Origin of the sequence: Limnohabitans sp. YIMB22184 (assembly GCF_048020265.1) — a bacterium.
Taxonomy (GTDB): Bacteria; Pseudomonadota; Gammaproteobacteria; order Burkholderiales; family Burkholderiaceae_C; genus Limnohabitans_A.
In genome coordinates this window covers 1,353,857-1,368,990 of the sequence record NZ_CP171843.1, presented here as the reverse complement: position 1 = coordinate 1,368,990, position 15,134 = coordinate 1,353,857, and the positions used below count along the sequence as shown (strand labels likewise).

Sequence of the window (15,134 nt, the reverse complement as noted above, 5' to 3'; positions counted from 1 at the left end):
ATTGCGGGTTTTAGCGCGGGTTTTCTGGCTATTTTGGGCTGCACTCGGGTGCACAATGATTTGTTCAAGAACAACCCCTCTGACAGGAGACCCCATGCTGGGACTGATGCAACAGCAATCGCTGCTGATTTCTTCATTGATCGACTTTGCCGAGAAACACCACGGCGACAGCGAAGTCGTGTCGCGCCGTGTGGAAGGCGACATCCACCGCAGCACCTGGGCCGGCGTTGCGCGCCGCGCGCGTCAGGTGGCCAACGCGCTGGACGCGCAAAAAGTACCGCAAGGCGCCCGCATCGCCACGCTGGCCTGGAACGGTTACCGCCACCTGGAGTTGTACTTTGGCGTGAGCGGTTCGGGCCGTGTGCTGCACACCATCAACCCGCGCCTGCACCCCGAGCAGATGGCCTGGATCGCCAACCATGCCGAAGACCAGGTGCTGTGCTTTGACATGACGTTTTTGCCCTTGGTGCAAGCGCTGCATGCCCACTGCAAGACCGTGATCCAGTACGTGGCCTTGTGCGACGCGGACAAACTGCCGCCTGACAACGGCATCCCCAATTTGGTGAGCTACGAGGCTTGGATAGGCCAGCGGCCCGTCACTTACACCTGGCCGCAGCTCGATGAGAACACCGCCTGCAGCCTGTGCTACACCAGTGGCACCACCGGCAACCCCAAGGGCGCTTTGTACAGCCACCGCTCCACAGTGCTGCATGCTTACGCCGCCGCCTTGCCCGACTCGATGTGCATCTCTGCGCGTGACGCCATCTTGCCCGTGGTGCCCATGTTCCACGTCAACGCCTGGGGCATTCCCTACAGCGCAGCCATGACGGGGGCCAAACTGGTCTTTCCCGGCCCGGCGCTCGATGGCAAATCGGTGTACGAGCTGATCGAGTCCGAAGGCGTGACCTTTGCGGCCGGAGTCCCTACTGTGTGGCAAATGCTGCTGGGCCACATGAAACCTGCTGGCCTGAAATTCAGCACCTTGAACCGCACCGTGATCGGCGGCTCGGCCTGCCCGCCCGCCATGATCGACGCTTTCCGCCAGGACTACAACGTGGACGTCTTGCACGCCTGGGGCATGACCGAGCTCAGCCCGCTGGGCACTGTCTGCACACTGAAAAATAAGCACCTGAGCCTGGCCGCCGATGCACAAATGAAACTGCGCATGAAGCAAGGCCGCTGCATCTACGGCATCGACATGAAGATCGTGGATGCGCAAGGTCAGGCTTTGCCGCACGACGGCAAAGCGGCGGGCGACCTGCTGGTCAAAGGCCCATGGGTCATCGCGTCCTATTACAAGCAAGAAGGCGGCAACCCGCTGGTGGACGGCTGGTTCCCCACGGGCGATGTAGCCACCATCGATGCCGATGGCTTCATGCAGATCACCGACCGCAGCAAGGATGTCATCAAGTCCGGCGGTGAGTGGATCAGCTCGATTGATGTGGAAAACATCGCCATGGCGCACCCGGCCGTGGCCATGGCCGCCTGCATCGGCATGCGCCACCCCAAATGGGACGAGCGCCCGATTGTGTGCGTGGTCAAGAAGCCCGGCGCCGAAGTCAGCCGTGAAGAGTTGATTGCTTTTTATGAAGGCAAGACCGCCAAATGGCAGATCCCGGACGATGTGGTGTTTGTCGACGCCATTCCGCTGGGCGGCACCGGCAAGATGCTCAAAACCCGCTTGCGCGAGCAGTTGGCCGACTACAAGCTGCCCGGACTTTGATGCGCATCAAGCCTGTGCCCATTTCATCCGCGCGGGCAAGTCGCGCGGGTGATACGTCTTAGGGGCAAACCCCGAGCGGATTCGCCATTTGAGCGGTTACGCTGAACGTGTTCCGATTCACAACGTAGGAGACCTTGAATGAAAACCACCACCCGTTTGATCGCCGCCGCAGCTTTGGCCGCTTGCTCCTTGGGCGCTTATGCGCAAAAGGGCGAGACCGTCAAAATCGCCTGGATCGATCCTTTGTCCGGCTTGATGGCACCCGTGGGCAGCAACCAGCTCAAGAGCTTCCAGTTCTTTGCTGAGAAGTTCAGCAAGACCAACCCAGCAGGCGTCAAGTTCGAGGTGATTGGCATTGACAACAAGCTGAGCCCCGCTGAAAGCTTGAATGCGCTCAAGGCCGCCATGGACCAGGGTGTGCGTTACATCACCCAGGGCAACGGCTCCTCGGTGGCCGGTGCCCTGATCGAAGCCGTGAACAAGCACAACGAGCGCAACCCAGGCAAGGAAATCATCTTCCTCAACCACTCGGCCGTGGACCCTGACTTCACCAACAGCAAGTGCAGCTACTGGCACTTCCGCTTTGACGCCGACACTTCGATGAAGATCGAAGCCATGACCACCTTCATGAAAGAAGACCAGTCCATCAAGAAGGTGTATTTGTTCAACCAGAACTACTCGCATGGTCACCAGGTCGCCAAGTTCGCCAAGGAAAACCTGGCACGTAAGCGCGCCGACGTACAAATCGTGGGTGAAGACCTGCACCCCTTGGCGCAGGTGCGCGACTTCTCGCCTTACATCGCCAAAATCAAGGCCTCGGGCGCCGACACCGTGATCACCGGCAACTGGGGCTCCGACCTAGCGCTGCTGGTCAAAGCGGCCAACGAAGGCGGCTACAACGGCAAGTTCTACACCTACTACACCGGGGTCACGGGCACACCCACCGCCTTGGGCCAAGGCGGTGCGGGCCGGGTCTACCAAATCTCGTACAACCACTACAACATGGGCGGCGAAATGGGCAAGTGGATGGCTGAATTCAAGCAGAAGTTCAACGACGACTTCTACACCGGCTCGGTGATCTCAATTTACAGCGCCCTGGGTGAAGCCATGGCCAAAGCCAAGTCGACTGACCCGGTCAAAGTGGCCGCGGCTATGTCCGGTCTGAAGTTCAAGAGCTACCACGGCGATGTGGAAATTCGCAAGGCCGACCACCAACTGCAACAACCCTTGTGGATGACCGTCTGGCAAAAAGCCGACAAAAAATACCCCTACAGCCCCGAGAACACCGGCATGACGCTGGCACCCGTGAAGGAATTCCCTTCGTACGTGTCCAGCACACCCACCAGCTGCCAGATGAAGCGCCCCAGTTAACGGGTGCCGACTTTCGGCCAGTCTCGCGCAGTGCAGGCCTTCAGGTCTGACCTGCGCGAGTCGATGGGGTTCAGGCCCGATCAACGTCAGGTTCGTCGGGCTTTTTTATGGGCTTCAGGCCCTCGGTGTGGAACGGTTTTGAGTCTTCAAACCCACTTTCGGTAACGCAGTTAGGCCCATGACAGGCCTGGAAAGTTTCTTATGGAGTTTTTCATCATCTCCATGCTCAATGGCCTCAGTTACGGGCTGTTGCTGTTCATGCTCAGCTCCGGGCTGACGCTGATTTTCAGCATGATGGGCGTGCTCAACTTCGCGCATGCCAGCTTCTACATGATTGGGGCCTATTTGGGCTACACCTTGTCGGGCTGGATCGGTTTCTGGCCCGCCCTGATCGTGGCGCCGCTGCTGGTGGGCGCATGCGGTGCGGTGTTTGAACGCATCACGCTGCGCAAAGTACACCCTTTCGGTCATGTGCCCGAATTGCTGGTCACGTTTGGCCTGTCTTATGTGGTGCTGGAACTGGTGCAACTGATTTGGGGCCGCACGGCGGTGGAGTTTCCGCCGCCCGACATTTTGCGCAGCTCGGCCTTCACCCTGATCAACCATTCGGTCAACGGCCTGAGCCTGGTCTGGGGCGCTGCCCCGGCTGAGATGTGCAGCGCCGCAGACGCCGCAGTGCGCGTGGTTTGCTCGCCGTTTCCGGCGACACGTGGCTTCATGATGCTGGTGGCCTTGCTGATGCTGGTGTCCTTGTGGTTGTTGCTCACCCGCACCCGCATCGGGCTGGTGATTCAGGCGGCCTTGACCCACCCCGAAATGGTGGAGTCTTTGGGCCACAACGTGCCGCGTGTGTTCATGCTGGTGTTTGGTGCGGGCACAGGCCTGGCCGGTTTGGCAGGCGTGATCGGCGGCAGCACTTTCGTGACGGAGCCCGCCATGGCAGCGACCGTGGGCTCGGTCATCTTCGTGGTCGTGGTGGTGGGGGGCATGGGCTCGCTGTCGGGGGCCTTCCTGGCTTCCTTGCTGATTGGCGTGATCCAGACCTTTGCCGTGGCCATTGATTACTCCTTCCTCACCTTGGCCAAAGACATGGGCTGGGCCTTGTCGGCCGCCACGCAGGAAAACTCTTTTGCCAAGCTCACGCTGTCACAGGTCGCGCCCATCCTGCCTTACCTGTTTTTGGTGCTGATCCTGATCTTCCGGCCCAAGGGTCTTTTGGGCACACGCGAGGGTTAAGACATGGCTGCTGTTTACAAATTCAAACCCTACAACGTCGGCCGCTGGGTCATCTGGAGCCTGTTTGCCTTGGTGCTGGTCCTGGCACCCTTGGTGTTCACCAGCAACCTGTCGGTGACCATGTTGGCGCAAATGGGCATCGCCATCATTGCCTGCCTGTCCTACAACATCCTGTTGGGGCAGGGCGGCATGCTCAGCTTTGGCCATGCGGTCTACACCGGGCTGGGCTCCTACATGGCCATTCACGCGCTGAACGCGGTCAGTGGCGGCAAGCTCAACATCCCCGTCAGCCTGCTGCCCATTGTGGGCGGTGTGGCGGGCATGGGCTTTGCTGTTTTGCTCGGCTGGGTCACCACCCGCAAGTCGGGCACGCCATTTGCCATGATCACCCTGGGCGTGGCCGAGCTGGTGTTTGCCATGTCGCTCATGTTCTCGGAGTTTTTCGGGGGCGAGGCGGGCGTGTCGGGCAACCGTGTGGCTGGGGAAGCCTTCTTTGGCATCACCTACGGTCCGCAAATTCAGGTGTATTACCTGATCGCGGTCTACACCTTTGTGTGTGTGGCGCTCATGTACGCCTTCACGCAAACGCCGCTGGGCCGCATCTTGAATGCGGTGCGCGACAATCCCGAACGGGTGGAGTTCATCGGCTACAACACCCAGCGCGTGCGCTACATCGCTTTCATCATCGCGGGCTTTTTTGCAGGCATCGCAGGCGGTTTGGGCGCACTCAACTTCGAGATCGTCACGGCCGAAGTGGTGGGCGCCGGGCGCTCAGGCGCTTATTTGCTGTTCACCTTCTTGGGGGGCGCCACCTTCTTCTTTGGCCCCATCATTGGCGCCATTTTGATGATCATCGCCTTTGTGCTGCTGTCGGAGCTGACCAAGGCCTGGTTGCTGTATCTGGGACTGGTTTTCCTGTTCATGGTCATGTATGCCCCGGGTGGCATCGCAAGCCTGATCATGATGAACCTGCGGGTGGCAAAATTCGGCAAGCTGCGCCAGATCTGGACCAGCTACCTGGGCCTGGGCCTCACCGCCATCGTCATGCTCGCTGGGGCCGGGGCCATGATCGAGATGGTCTACCACCTGCAGCTCAATTCGGCTTTGGGTGACACCGTCAAGTTCATGGGCACCACCTTGAATGCCAAGAGCCTCGACAGCTGGTTCGGCTCGGCTTTTGTCATGCTCACGGGCCTGGGTTTGTTCGAGCTGGCGCGTCGGCAGTTTGCCCGCGACTGGGGCGAGATCCAGACCGACATTGAAAAAGAAATCAAGCGCCGGGAGACCGCAGTATGAGTGCCTACGCTCTTGAACTCAAAGACGTCCGAAAAAACTTCGGCAAGACCGAAATCATCCGGGGCGTGAACCTGGCTGTGAAGGCCGGTGAACGGGTGGCGGTGATCGGCCCCAACGGCGCAGGCAAGTCCACGCTGTTCAACCTGATCAGCGGCCGCTTTGGCCCGACCAGCGGCGATATTTTGCTGAACGGCCAAGCCATTCAGCACAAAACGCCTTACGAGATCAACCGGATGGGGCTGTCGCGCAGCTTCCAGATCACCAACATCTTCCCCAAGCTCAGCGTGTTTGAAAACCTGCGCTGCGCCGTGCTCTGGAGCCTGGGCTACAAGTACACCTTCTTCAAGTTCCTCTCGGGGCTGAAAGACGCGAACGACCGCACGAATGAATTGCTGGAGATGATCCACCTGGATAAAAAGCGCGATGTGCTGGCCGTCAACCTGACCTATGCCGAGCAACGTGCGCTGGAAATCGGTGTGACGATCGCGGGCGGCTCGGATGTGATCTTGCTGGACGAACCCACCGCAGGCATGAGCAAGAGCGAAACTTCCCGCTTTATCCAGCTCATCAAGGAAGTCACGGTGGGCAAGACCCTGCTCACGGTCGAGCACGATATGGGCGTGGTGTTTGGATTGGCCGACAAAATCGCGGTGGTGGTCTACGGCGAAGTGATCGCCTTTGACACCCCCGACGCGGTGCGGGCCAATGCCAAGGTGCAGGAGGCCTATTTGGGCTCTCCGGTGGCGGACAGTCAGGCAGGAGGCCATTGATGCTGCAGATAGACAACCTTCACGCCTATTACGGCAAGAGCCATGTGCTGCATGGTGTGGGCTTCGAGGTCGGGCAGGGCGAAATTGTGGCACTGCTCGGTCGCAACGGCTCGGGTCGCTCCACCACGGCCAAGGCCATCATGGGCCTGGTCGAGTGCCAAGGCCGCATTGACTGGAAAGGCCAGTCGATCCAGGGCAAAAAGGCCTATGAAATCGCTCACCTGGGGATCGGTTATGTGCCTGAAAACCGCGACATCTTCCCCAAGTTGACGGTGCACCAGAACCTGCAATTGGGCCAAAAGCGCAGCGGCCAAAACGGTCGCTGGTCGTTTGACGACATGTACGCCATGTTCCCGCGCCTCAAAGAGCGCGAGCACACCGAGGCCGGGGTCCTATCCGGTGGCGAACAGCAAATGCTCACGCTGTGCCGTACCTTGATGGGCGATCCGGACCTCATCATCATCGACGAGCCGACCGAGGGCCTGGCCCCCAAAATCGTGGAATTGGTGGGGCAATACCTGCAAAGCCTGAAAGCACGAGGTGTCTCGGTCCTGCTGATCGAGCAAAAGCTGACCATTGCCATGAGCATTTCGGACCGAGCGCTGGTCATGGGGCATGGCTCCATCGTGTTCCAGGGCACGCCCGATGAGCTTCGGGCCAACACTTACATACGCAAAGAATGGCTGGAAGTCTGAAGGGTCCTGTCCTCGTCCCTGTGGTGACAGAATTTTGCAAATGGTCTGTTTTTTATGTCTAAAATGCAAAAAACGAACGGTCGTTCTTTTTTAACTTTTCACGCAAAGGAAGTCCAGCATGACAGCTGAATACAAAGTCCACGGTGATGTCGCGGTCATCACGTTGATGAACCCGCCCGTCAACGGTCTGGGTCTGTCCACCCGCATCGGCATCACCGATGGTCTGGAAAAAGCCAACAACGACGCATCGGTCAAAGCCATCGTCATCACAGGCGCGGGCAAAGCTTTCTCGGGCGGTGCTGACATCCGTGAATTCGGCTCGCCCAAGGCGATCCAGGAACCCAATTTGCTGAGCGTCATCCGCGCTTGCGAAAATTCTGCCAAGCCCGTGGTGGCAGCCATCCACTCGGTCGCCATGGGCGGCGGTCTGGAACTGGCGCTGGGCTGCCACTACCGCATTGCGGCGCCCGGCGCCAGTATTGCGCTGCCCGAAGTCAAGCTGGGCCTGATCCCCGGTGCCGGTGGCACGCAGCGCCTGCCCCGCGTGATCGGTGTGGAGCCTGCGCTCAACATGATCGTCAGCGGCGAAGCCATCAAGAGCGAGATGCTGGCCATGCTGCCTGGCCAAAAGCTGTTCGATGCCATGGCGAAGTCGGCCGAAAGCCTGCCCGAAGAGGCTCTGGCGCTGGCCCGCAAAGTGGCCGCAGCGCATGCCGACGGCTCGCCGCTGCCACTGGTGAAAAACCTGCCTTGCAAGCACCCGCAAGGCGATGCTTACTTCCAGTTTGCCCGCAACATGGTCAAGGGCATGGCCAAAAACCTGCCTGCACCCGCCAAGTGCGTGGACGCGGTCGAAGCGGCCACCAAGAAGAAGTTTGAAGACGGCATGGTCTTTGAGCGCGAAATCTTCATGAACCTGATGATGACGCCCGAGTGCCGCGCACTGCGCCACATCTTCATGGCCGACCGCGCCGCCAGCAAGATCCCCGACGTGCCCGAAGACACGCCCAAGCGCGAGATCAAGAGCGTGGCCGTCATTGGTGCTGGCACCATGGGCGGCGGCATCTCGATGAACTTCCTGAACGCGGGCATCCCGGTCAAGATCCTGGAGATGAAGCAGGACGCGCTGGACCGCGGCATTGCCACCATCCGCAAGAATTACGAAGCCCAGGTCAAAAAAGGCAAGCTCAAGCAAGAAAAATACGACGAGCGCATGGCGCTGTTGTCCACCACGCTGAGTTACGACGACATCGGTCAGGCTGACTTGGTGATCGAGGCCGTGTTCGAAGAAATGGGCGTGAAAGAAGCCGTCTTCAAGAAACTCGACGAAGTGATGAAGCCCGGCGCGATCCTGGCGTCCAACACCTCCACACTCGATGTGAACAAGATCGCCAGCTTCACCAAGCGTCCGCAAGACGTGGTCGGCATGCACTTCTTCAGCCCCGCCAACGTCATGAAACTGCTCGAAGTGGTGCGTGGCGAAAAAACCGGCAAGGACGTGCTGGCCACCGTGATGGCGATTGGCAAGAAGATCAAGAAAACCTCGGTGGTCTCGGGCGTGTGCGATGGTTTCATCGGCAACCGCATGATCGAGCAGTACAGCCGCCAGGCGGGTTTCCTGATCGAAGAAGGCTGCACCCCCGCGCAAGTGGACAAAGCGGTCGAGAAATTTGGCTTTGCCATGGGCCCCTTCCGCATGGGCGATCTGGCCGGCAACGACATCGGCTGGGCGATCCGCAAGCGTCGCTACACCGAAAAACCGAACCTCAAGTACAGCAAAACCGCTGACCTGCTGTGCGAGATGGGCCGTTATGGCCAAAAAACGGGCGCAGGCTGGTACGACTACCAAGCCGGCAAGCGCGATGCGATTCCTAGCCCGGTGGTGGTCGAGATGATCGAAAAGCACCGCGCCGCTTTGGGCATCACGCCGCGCAAGATTTCCGACGAAGAAATTGTGCAGCGCCTGGTGTTCTCGCTGGTCAACGAAGCTGCCCACATTCTGGAAGAAGGCATCGCCAGCAAGGCCAGCGACATCGACATGGTGTACCTGACCGGCTACGGCTTCCCGCTGTGGCGCGGCGGCCCCATGATCTACGCCGACACCATTGGCTTGTTCAACGTGGCCGAAGCCATGAAACGCTTCGCCAAGAACCCGCACGACGACGCCCAGTTCTGGCAACCCGCGCCCCTGTTGGCCCGTTTGGTGGCCGAAGGCAAGACATTCAACTGATTTTTTAAATTTTTGGCGGGACAGATCTTTAGCTCTGTCCCCCACATGAAAGGACCATCATGACGAATGCTGTCATCGTATCCACCGCCCGCACCCCTCTGGCCAAGAGCTGGAAGGGCGCTTTCAACATGACCCACGGCGCCACCTTGGGTGGCCATGCGGTTCAGCACGCCGTGGCCCGCGCTGGCATTGACGCCGCCGAGGTCGAAGACGTGATCATGGGCTGCGCCACGCCCGAAGGGGCCACGGGCGCCAACATCGCCCGCCAGATCGCGCTCAAGGCCGGTTTGCCCATTTCGGTCTCGGGCATGACCGTCAACCGTTTTTGCTCTTCCGGCTTGCAAACCATCGCCCTGGCCGCACAACGCATCATCGCGGGTGAAGGCCAGGTGTATGTGGCCGGTGGCGTAGAGAGCATCTCCTGCGTGCAGCAAGAGATGAACACCCACATGCTGCAAGACCTGTCGCTGGCCAAACAAAAGCCCGAGATCTACTGGAACATGCTGCAAACCGCCGAGCAAGTGGCCAAGCGCTACAAGATCGGCCGTGACCGCATGGACGAGTACGGTGCCGCCAGCCAGCAAAAAGCCTGCGCCGCACAAGCCGCTGGCCTGTTCGACGCCGAAATCGCCCCCATCACCGTCACACAGGGCGTGATCGACAAGGTCATGGGCATGACCACCAAGCAAGTGACGGTGAGCAAGGACGAAGGTCTGCGCGAAGGCACCACGGTGGAAGCCATCAGCGGCCTGCGCTCGGCTTTGCCTGGCGGCCTGGTGTCGGCGGGCAATGCCAGCCAGTTCTCGGATGGTGCAGGCGCTTGCGTGCTGATGGACGAAAAACTGGCCGAGCAACGCGGCATGAAGCCGCTGGGCCGATTCCTTGGTTTTGCGGTGGCCGGTTGCGAGCCCGACGAAATGGGCATTGGACCGGTGTATGCCGTGCCCAAAGCCTTGGCACGTCTGGGCCTGACGGTCAACGACATCGACCTGTGGGAACTGAACGAAGCCTTTGCTGTGCAGGTGCTGTACTGCCGCGACAAGCTGGGCATTCCAGCCGACCGCCTGAACGTCAATGGCGGTGCGATCGCCGTGGGTCACCCCTATGGCGTGAGCGGCCAGCGCCTGACTGGCCACGCCCTGATCGAAGGCAAGCGCCGTGGCGCCAAGCGCGTGGCGGTGACCATGTGCATTGGCGGCGGCATGGGCGCTTGCGGCATCTTCGAAGTGCTCTGATGAACTGTCGCGTGGATGGCTGATCCACACGGGGGCAGAGGGCATCATGCTCTCTGCCCCTTTTTTCTGTGGGAGGCTGCCCCTGCGGCCGAATGCTTCGCGAGCAGGGACTCGCTCCCACAGGGCATTGCCATGAAAGAACGATCCGATGAGCCTGCGCCCCACTGTTGATTTTTTGCTGCACGACTGGCTGAACGTCGAAAGCCTGCAGTCCCGCGAACGCTTCGCCGACCACAGCCGGGAAACCTTTGACGCGGTGCTCGACACCTGCGAGCGCATTGCGCGTGAAAAATACGCCCCGTTCAACCGCCTGGTGGACACGCAAGAGCCCCACTTTGACGGTGATAAAGTCATCCTGCCCCAAGCCACGCACGAGGCCTACAAGGCCTATGCCGAGTCGGGCATGCTGAGCGCCGCGCAAGACTACGAGATCGGCGGCATGCAGCTGCCCTACACGGTGGAAGCGGCAGCCAACGCCTTTTTTGCCATGGCCTCGGTCAGCATTGGCTCGGGCATGCTGACCAGTGGCAACGCCAATTTGCTGATGGTGCACGGCACCGATCTCCAAAAAAAGGTGTTTGCAGCCAACGAATTTTCGGGTCGCTTTTCCGGCACCATGTGCCTGAGCGAGCCGCAAGCGGGCTCGTCGCTGAGCGACGTGATGACCCGCGCCACACCCGATGGCGAGGGTTTTGAGTCTGATGCCTTGGGGCCGCGTTACCGCCTCAAAGGCAATAAGATGTGGATCTCGTCGGGTGAGCACGAACTGAGTGAAAACATCATCCACCTGGTGTTGGCCAAGATTCCCGACGCCAATGGCCAACTGGTCCCCGGCGTCAAAGGCATCTCGCTGTTCATCGTGCCCAAAAAATTGGTGGACACGCAAGGGCAATTGACAGGCGAGCGCAACGATGTGGCGCTGGCAGGCCTGAACCACAAATGTGGCTGGCGCGGCACGACCAACACGCTGCTGAATTTTGGCGAGGGCAAGTACCCGGTGCGTGGTGAAGCCGGGGCCGTGGGCTACTTGGTTGGCAAGCCCGGCGAAGGCCTGCGCTGCATGTTCCACATGATGAACGAGGCCCGCATCGGTGTGGGCATGGCCGCCACCATGCTGGGCATGGCCGGTTATTACGCCAGCCTCGACTACGCCAAAAACCGCCCACAAGGCAGGCCCACCGGGGCAGGGGGCAAGGATGCGAGCCAGCCCCAGGTGCGGATCATCGAGCACGCTGACATCAAGCGCATGCTGCTGGCGCAAAAAGCTTACAGCGAAGGGGCGCTGGCGCTCGCCTTGTACTGCGCCCGCCTGGTGGACGAGCAGCACACCGGCACCGCCGAGGACGCCGATGTGGCGCGGCTGCTGCTGGAAGTGCTCACGCCGATTGCCAAGAGCTTTCCCAGCGAATGGTGTCTGGAAGCCAACAGCCTGGCCATCCAGATCCACGGCGGCTATGGCTACACCCGCGACTTCCCGGTGGAGCAGTACTGGCGCGACAACCGTCTGAACATGATCCACGAAGGCACGCACGGCATCCAGGCCATGGACTTGCTGGGCCGCAAGGTCCTGATGGAAAACGGCCGGGGCCTGAAATTGCTGGCCGAACGCATGCTGGCCACCGCCGCCAAAGCTGAAACTGCTTGGGCCCCTGAAGCCGCTGCCTTGCGTGATGCCATGAAGCAAGTGGGCCAGGCCACGCAAGAAGCCTGGGCGGGTGCCGAACCTGCGCAGGCCCTGGCCAACGCCGTGCCGTATCTGCAAGCCTTTGGCCACACCGTGATCGCCTGGATCTGGCTCGACGTGGCCTGCAGCGCAGCCAGTGACGACAGCCCTGCCGCGCAAGGCCGCCGCGCCGCCTGCCGCTACTTCTACCGCTACGAACTGCCCAAAATCGGGGCGTGGTTGAACGTGGTCAGCAGCCGTGACCCGACCTGCGCCGACCTGCCGGAGGAGGCTTTCTGATGATTCGACACATCGTGATGTGGAACCTGCACGAGCAGGCCGAAGGTGCCGACAAAGCCACCAACCTGGCCAAGGCCAAAGCCCTGCTGCTGTCTTGCGCCCAGGTGGTGCCCGGCATCCGGACCTTTGAAGTGGCCACCGCCACACCCGGCATGGACTGCACCAACGACCTGGTGTTGCACATGTTGCTCGATGACGCGCAGGTGCTAGCGGCTTACCAGAATCACCCCGATCATGTGGCCATCAAGCCCTTCATGAAGGCGGTCGTGAAAGAGCGCCGCTGCATGGATTACATCGTTGAATAACAGGAGTACAAGATGGCACGCACCATTCCGCAACTTTTTGACCTGACGGGGCAAGTCGCCCTCGTCACCGGAGGCTCGCGCGGCCTGGGCCTGCAAATGGCCCACGCCCTGGGCGAGGCCGGGGCCAAGATCATGCTCAGCTCGCGCAAGGCGGCCGACCTGGAAGAGGCCGCTGCCGAGCTGCAGGCCGCAGGCATCGATGCCCGCTGGATCGCGGCCGACTGCGGCAAGGAAGAAGACATCCGCCGTCTGGCGTTTGAGACGATGGAGCGCATGGGCCCGATCGACATCCTGGTCAACAACGCGGGCGCGACCTGGGGGGCACCCGCCGAAGACCATCCGGTCGAAGCCTGGGACAAGGTCATGAACCTGAACGTGCGTGGCTATTTCATCTTGTCTCAGGAAGTGGCCAAGCAAAGCTTCATCCCGCGCGGCAAAGGTCGCATCCTGAACGTGGCGTCCATCGCCGGTTTGGCGGGCAACCCTTCGGAGATGAAGACGATTGCCTACAACACCTCCAAGGGCGCGGTCATCAACTTCACCCGCGCCCTGGCGGGCGAGTGGGGCGAGCACGGCATCACCGTCAACGCGATTTGCCCCGGGTTTTTCCCCAGCAAGATGACCCATGGTCTGCTGGAAAAGCTCGGCGCCGACAAGATGGCCCAAGGCGCACCGCTGCGCCGCTTGGGCGATGACGAAGACCTGAAGGGCTTGGTCGTGCTCTATGCATCCGACGCGGGCAAGCACATCACCGGCCAGTGGATGGCCGTCGATGGTGGCGTGAGCGCCATCATCGGTGGTTGAAACTTTGGCGGACCTGAACATGAGCATCCCATTTGGTGCCCGGATTCCGTTCGTTGACCATTTGGGCTTCACGCTGGAGAAGTTCGAAGGCGGCCAGTCCGAGCTGTTGTTTGCGCCGCGTCCAGAACACTTCAATTCCTTCGACGTCACGCACGGCGGCGCGGTCATGACCTTTCTGGATGTGATCATGGCCACGGCCGCGCGCAGCGTGGACCCTGAAATGGGCGTGGTCACCATCGAGATGAAAACCACCTTCATGCGCCCCGCCAAAGTGCCTGCGGGTCAAGCGCTGGTCGGCAAGGGGCACCTGCAGCACCGCACACGCAGCATGGCGTTCACCGAGGGCAGCGTGTTCGATGCCCAAGGCCAGCTGTGCGCCCATGCGACGGGCACTTTCAAATACGTGAGCCGTCGCGATTCCCCTTCACCCTCGACCGACTGAGTCCGATTCATTCATCCATTCCAACGCACTGGAGACCTTTATGCCCATCAACCACCGCATCGTTCTGGACAACCGCCCGCAAGGTGAAGCCACTGTCAACAATTTCAAAATGGTCGAGCTGCCTTTGCCCGAACTGCAAGACGGCCAGGTGCTGGTTTGCCACCACTACCTGAGCCTGGACCCCTATATGCGTGGCCGCATGAACGAGAGCAAAAGCTACGCCCAACCGCAGCCGCTGGGTGAAGTCATGATCGGTGGCACGGTGGGTGAGGTGGTGGACAGCCGCCACCCCAAATTCAAAGCCGGTGACCAGGTGGTCGGCATGGGCGGCTGGCAGGAATACAGCGTGGTCGACGCCAATGTGGTCGGCGCCCTGCGCAAGGTCGACACCACCCATGTGCCGCTGTCGCACTACCTGGGCGCGGTGGGCATGCCCGGCGTGACCGCCTGGTACGGCCTGGTCAAAATCATCGCCCCCAAAGCAGGTGAGACCGTCACGGTGAGCGCGGCCAGCGGCGCAGTGGGCAGTGCCTACGGCGCATTGGCCAAGGCCCGGGGCTGCCGCGTGGTGGGCATCGCCGGCGGCAAAGACAAGTGCGACTACGTGGTCAAGGAACTGGGCTTTGACGCCTGCATCGACTACAAGGAACACAAGGACTACCTGAGCCTGTCCAAAGCCCTGCGCGATGCCTGCCCGAACGGCATCGACGGCCATTTTGAGAACGTGGGCGGCATGGTGCTCGACGCCGTGATGCTGCGCACCAACGCATTCGCCCGTATTGCGGTGTGCGGCATGATCGCTGGCTACGACGGTGCGCCGCTGCCCATGGCCAACCCGGCGCTGATACTCGTCAACCGCATGAAGATCGAGGGCTTCATCGTCAGCGAACACATGGAAGTCTGGCCCGAAGCCCTGCAAGAGCTCGGCACCCTGGTCGGCACCGGCAAACTGCGCCCCCGCGAATCCGTGGCCCAAGGCCTGGCGGCTGCGCCTGAAGCTTTCCTCGGTCTGCTCAAAGGCAAGAACTTCGGCAAGCAGCTGGTCAAACTGGTCTGAGGCCTCA

General features: G+C 60.8%; 13 protein-coding genes. All 13 read left to right on the top strand.

Annotated features, from left to right (window positions below; genetic code table 11):
* Positions 1 to 94: 94 nt before the first annotated feature.
* Complete coding sequence (locus ACHEXL_RS06490; RefSeq protein ID WP_416561158.1) at positions 95 to 1,723, top strand: 3-(methylthio)propionyl-CoA ligase; 1,629 nt, start codon at positions 95 to 97, stop codon at positions 1,721 to 1,723.
* Positions 1,724 to 1,861: 138 nt separating this feature from the next.
* Complete coding sequence (locus tag ACHEXL_RS06485; RefSeq protein ID WP_416561157.1) at positions 1,862 to 3,094, top strand: branched-chain amino acid ABC transporter substrate-binding protein; 1,233 nt, start codon at positions 1,862 to 1,864, stop codon at positions 3,092 to 3,094.
* A gap of 201 nt (positions 3,095 to 3,295) precedes the next feature.
* Entirely contained in the window at positions 3,296 to 4,330 is a 1,035-nt protein-coding gene (locus ACHEXL_RS06480; protein ID WP_416561156.1) for a branched-chain amino acid ABC transporter permease, read from the top strand.
* A gap of 3 nt (positions 4,331 to 4,333) precedes the next feature.
* Positions 4,334 to 5,626 carry a branched-chain amino acid ABC transporter permease gene (locus tag ACHEXL_RS06475; RefSeq protein WP_416561155.1) on the top strand — a complete coding sequence of 431 codons (1,293 nt, stop codon included), beginning with the start codon at positions 4,334 to 4,336 and terminating at the stop codon, positions 5,624 to 5,626.
* Positions 5,623 to 6,396, top strand: a complete 774-nt coding sequence (locus ACHEXL_RS06470) for an ABC transporter ATP-binding protein (protein ID WP_291923619.1) — start codon at positions 5,623 to 5,625, stop codon at positions 6,394 to 6,396. The genes ACHEXL_RS06475 and ACHEXL_RS06470 overlap by 4 nt, the downstream gene beginning before the upstream one ends.
* The gene (locus ACHEXL_RS06465; protein WP_416561154.1) at positions 6,396 to 7,091 is read left to right on the top strand and encodes an ABC transporter ATP-binding protein; all 696 of its coding nucleotides are present in this window, start codon (positions 6,396 to 6,398) and stop codon (positions 7,089 to 7,091) included. The genes ACHEXL_RS06470 and ACHEXL_RS06465 overlap by 1 nt, the downstream gene beginning before the upstream one ends.
* 118 nt (positions 7,092 to 7,209) lie before the next feature.
* Positions 7,210 to 9,321 (top strand): 3-hydroxyacyl-CoA dehydrogenase NAD-binding domain-containing protein, encoded by a 2,112-nt coding sequence (locus ACHEXL_RS06460; protein WP_416561153.1) that lies wholly within the window; start codon positions 7,210 to 7,212, stop codon positions 9,319 to 9,321.
* A 59-nt stretch (positions 9,322 to 9,380) separates the two neighbouring features.
* Positions 9,381 to 10,556, top strand: coding sequence for an acetyl-CoA C-acyltransferase (locus ACHEXL_RS06455; protein WP_416561152.1), 1,176 nt, complete (start codon positions 9,381 to 9,383; stop codon positions 10,554 to 10,556).
* 148 nt (positions 10,557 to 10,704) lie between these two features.
* Complete coding sequence (locus ACHEXL_RS06450; RefSeq protein WP_416561151.1) at positions 10,705 to 12,519, top strand: acyl-CoA dehydrogenase; 1,815 nt, start codon at positions 10,705 to 10,707, stop codon at positions 12,517 to 12,519.
* Positions 12,519 to 12,824 (top strand): Dabb family protein, encoded by a 306-nt coding sequence (locus tag ACHEXL_RS06445; protein WP_416561150.1) that lies wholly within the window; start codon positions 12,519 to 12,521, stop codon positions 12,822 to 12,824. Before ACHEXL_RS06450 ends, ACHEXL_RS06445 begins: the two co-directional genes overlap by 1 nt.
* A gap of 12 nt (positions 12,825 to 12,836) precedes the next feature.
* A complete protein-coding gene (locus ACHEXL_RS06440) occupies positions 12,837 to 13,628 on the top strand; it encodes an SDR family oxidoreductase (protein WP_416561149.1) in 792 nt (263 codons plus the stop codon).
* Positions 13,629 to 13,647: 19 nt separating this feature from the next.
* The gene (locus tag ACHEXL_RS06435; RefSeq protein ID WP_108426338.1) at positions 13,648 to 14,070 is read left to right on the top strand and encodes a PaaI family thioesterase; all 423 of its coding nucleotides are present in this window, start codon (positions 13,648 to 13,650) and stop codon (positions 14,068 to 14,070) included.
* Positions 14,071 to 14,110: 40 nt separating this feature from the next.
* Positions 14,111 to 15,127, top strand: coding sequence for an NADP-dependent oxidoreductase (locus ACHEXL_RS06430; RefSeq protein ID WP_416561148.1), 1,017 nt, complete (start codon positions 14,111 to 14,113; stop codon positions 15,125 to 15,127).
* The last annotated feature ends 7 nt before the right edge of the window (positions 15,128 to 15,134 follow it).

What these genes read in the sequence shown, in the direction of transcription:
- ACHEXL_RS06440 (WP_416561149.1), top strand. Translation starts at nt 12,837, where the DNA reads ATGGCACGCACCATTCCGCAACTTTTTGACCTGACGGGGCAAGTCGCC.
- ACHEXL_RS06475 (WP_416561155.1), top strand. Translation starts at nt 4,334, where the DNA reads ATGGCTGCTGTTTACAAATTCAAACCCTACAACGTCGGCCGCTGGGTC.
- ACHEXL_RS06430 (WP_416561148.1), top strand. Translation starts at nt 14,111, where the DNA reads ATGCCCATCAACCACCGCATCGTTCTGGACAACCGCCCGCAAGGTGAA.
- ACHEXL_RS06465 (WP_416561154.1), top strand. Translation starts at nt 6,396, where the DNA reads ATGCTGCAGATAGACAACCTTCACGCCTATTACGGCAAGAGCCATGTG.
- ACHEXL_RS06480 (WP_416561156.1), top strand. Translation starts at nt 3,296, where the DNA reads ATGGAGTTTTTCATCATCTCCATGCTCAATGGCCTCAGTTACGGGCTG.
- ACHEXL_RS06490 (WP_416561158.1), top strand. Translation starts at nt 95, where the DNA reads ATGCTGGGACTGATGCAACAGCAATCGCTGCTGATTTCTTCATTGATC.
- ACHEXL_RS06455 (WP_416561152.1), top strand. Translation starts at nt 9,381, where the DNA reads ATGACGAATGCTGTCATCGTATCCACCGCCCGCACCCCTCTGGCCAAG.
- ACHEXL_RS06435 (WP_108426338.1), top strand. Translation starts at nt 13,648, where the DNA reads ATGAGCATCCCATTTGGTGCCCGGATTCCGTTCGTTGACCATTTGGGC.
- ACHEXL_RS06485 (WP_416561157.1), top strand. Translation starts at nt 1,862, where the DNA reads ATGAAAACCACCACCCGTTTGATCGCCGCCGCAGCTTTGGCCGCTTGC.
- ACHEXL_RS06460 (WP_416561153.1), top strand. Translation starts at nt 7,210, where the DNA reads ATGACAGCTGAATACAAAGTCCACGGTGATGTCGCGGTCATCACGTTG.
- ACHEXL_RS06445 (WP_416561150.1), top strand. Translation starts at nt 12,519, where the DNA reads ATGATTCGACACATCGTGATGTGGAACCTGCACGAGCAGGCCGAAGGT.
- ACHEXL_RS06470 (WP_291923619.1), top strand. Translation starts at nt 5,623, where the DNA reads ATGAGTGCCTACGCTCTTGAACTCAAAGACGTCCGAAAAAACTTCGGC.
- ACHEXL_RS06450 (WP_416561151.1), top strand. Translation starts at nt 10,705, where the DNA reads ATGAGCCTGCGCCCCACTGTTGATTTTTTGCTGCACGACTGGCTGAAC.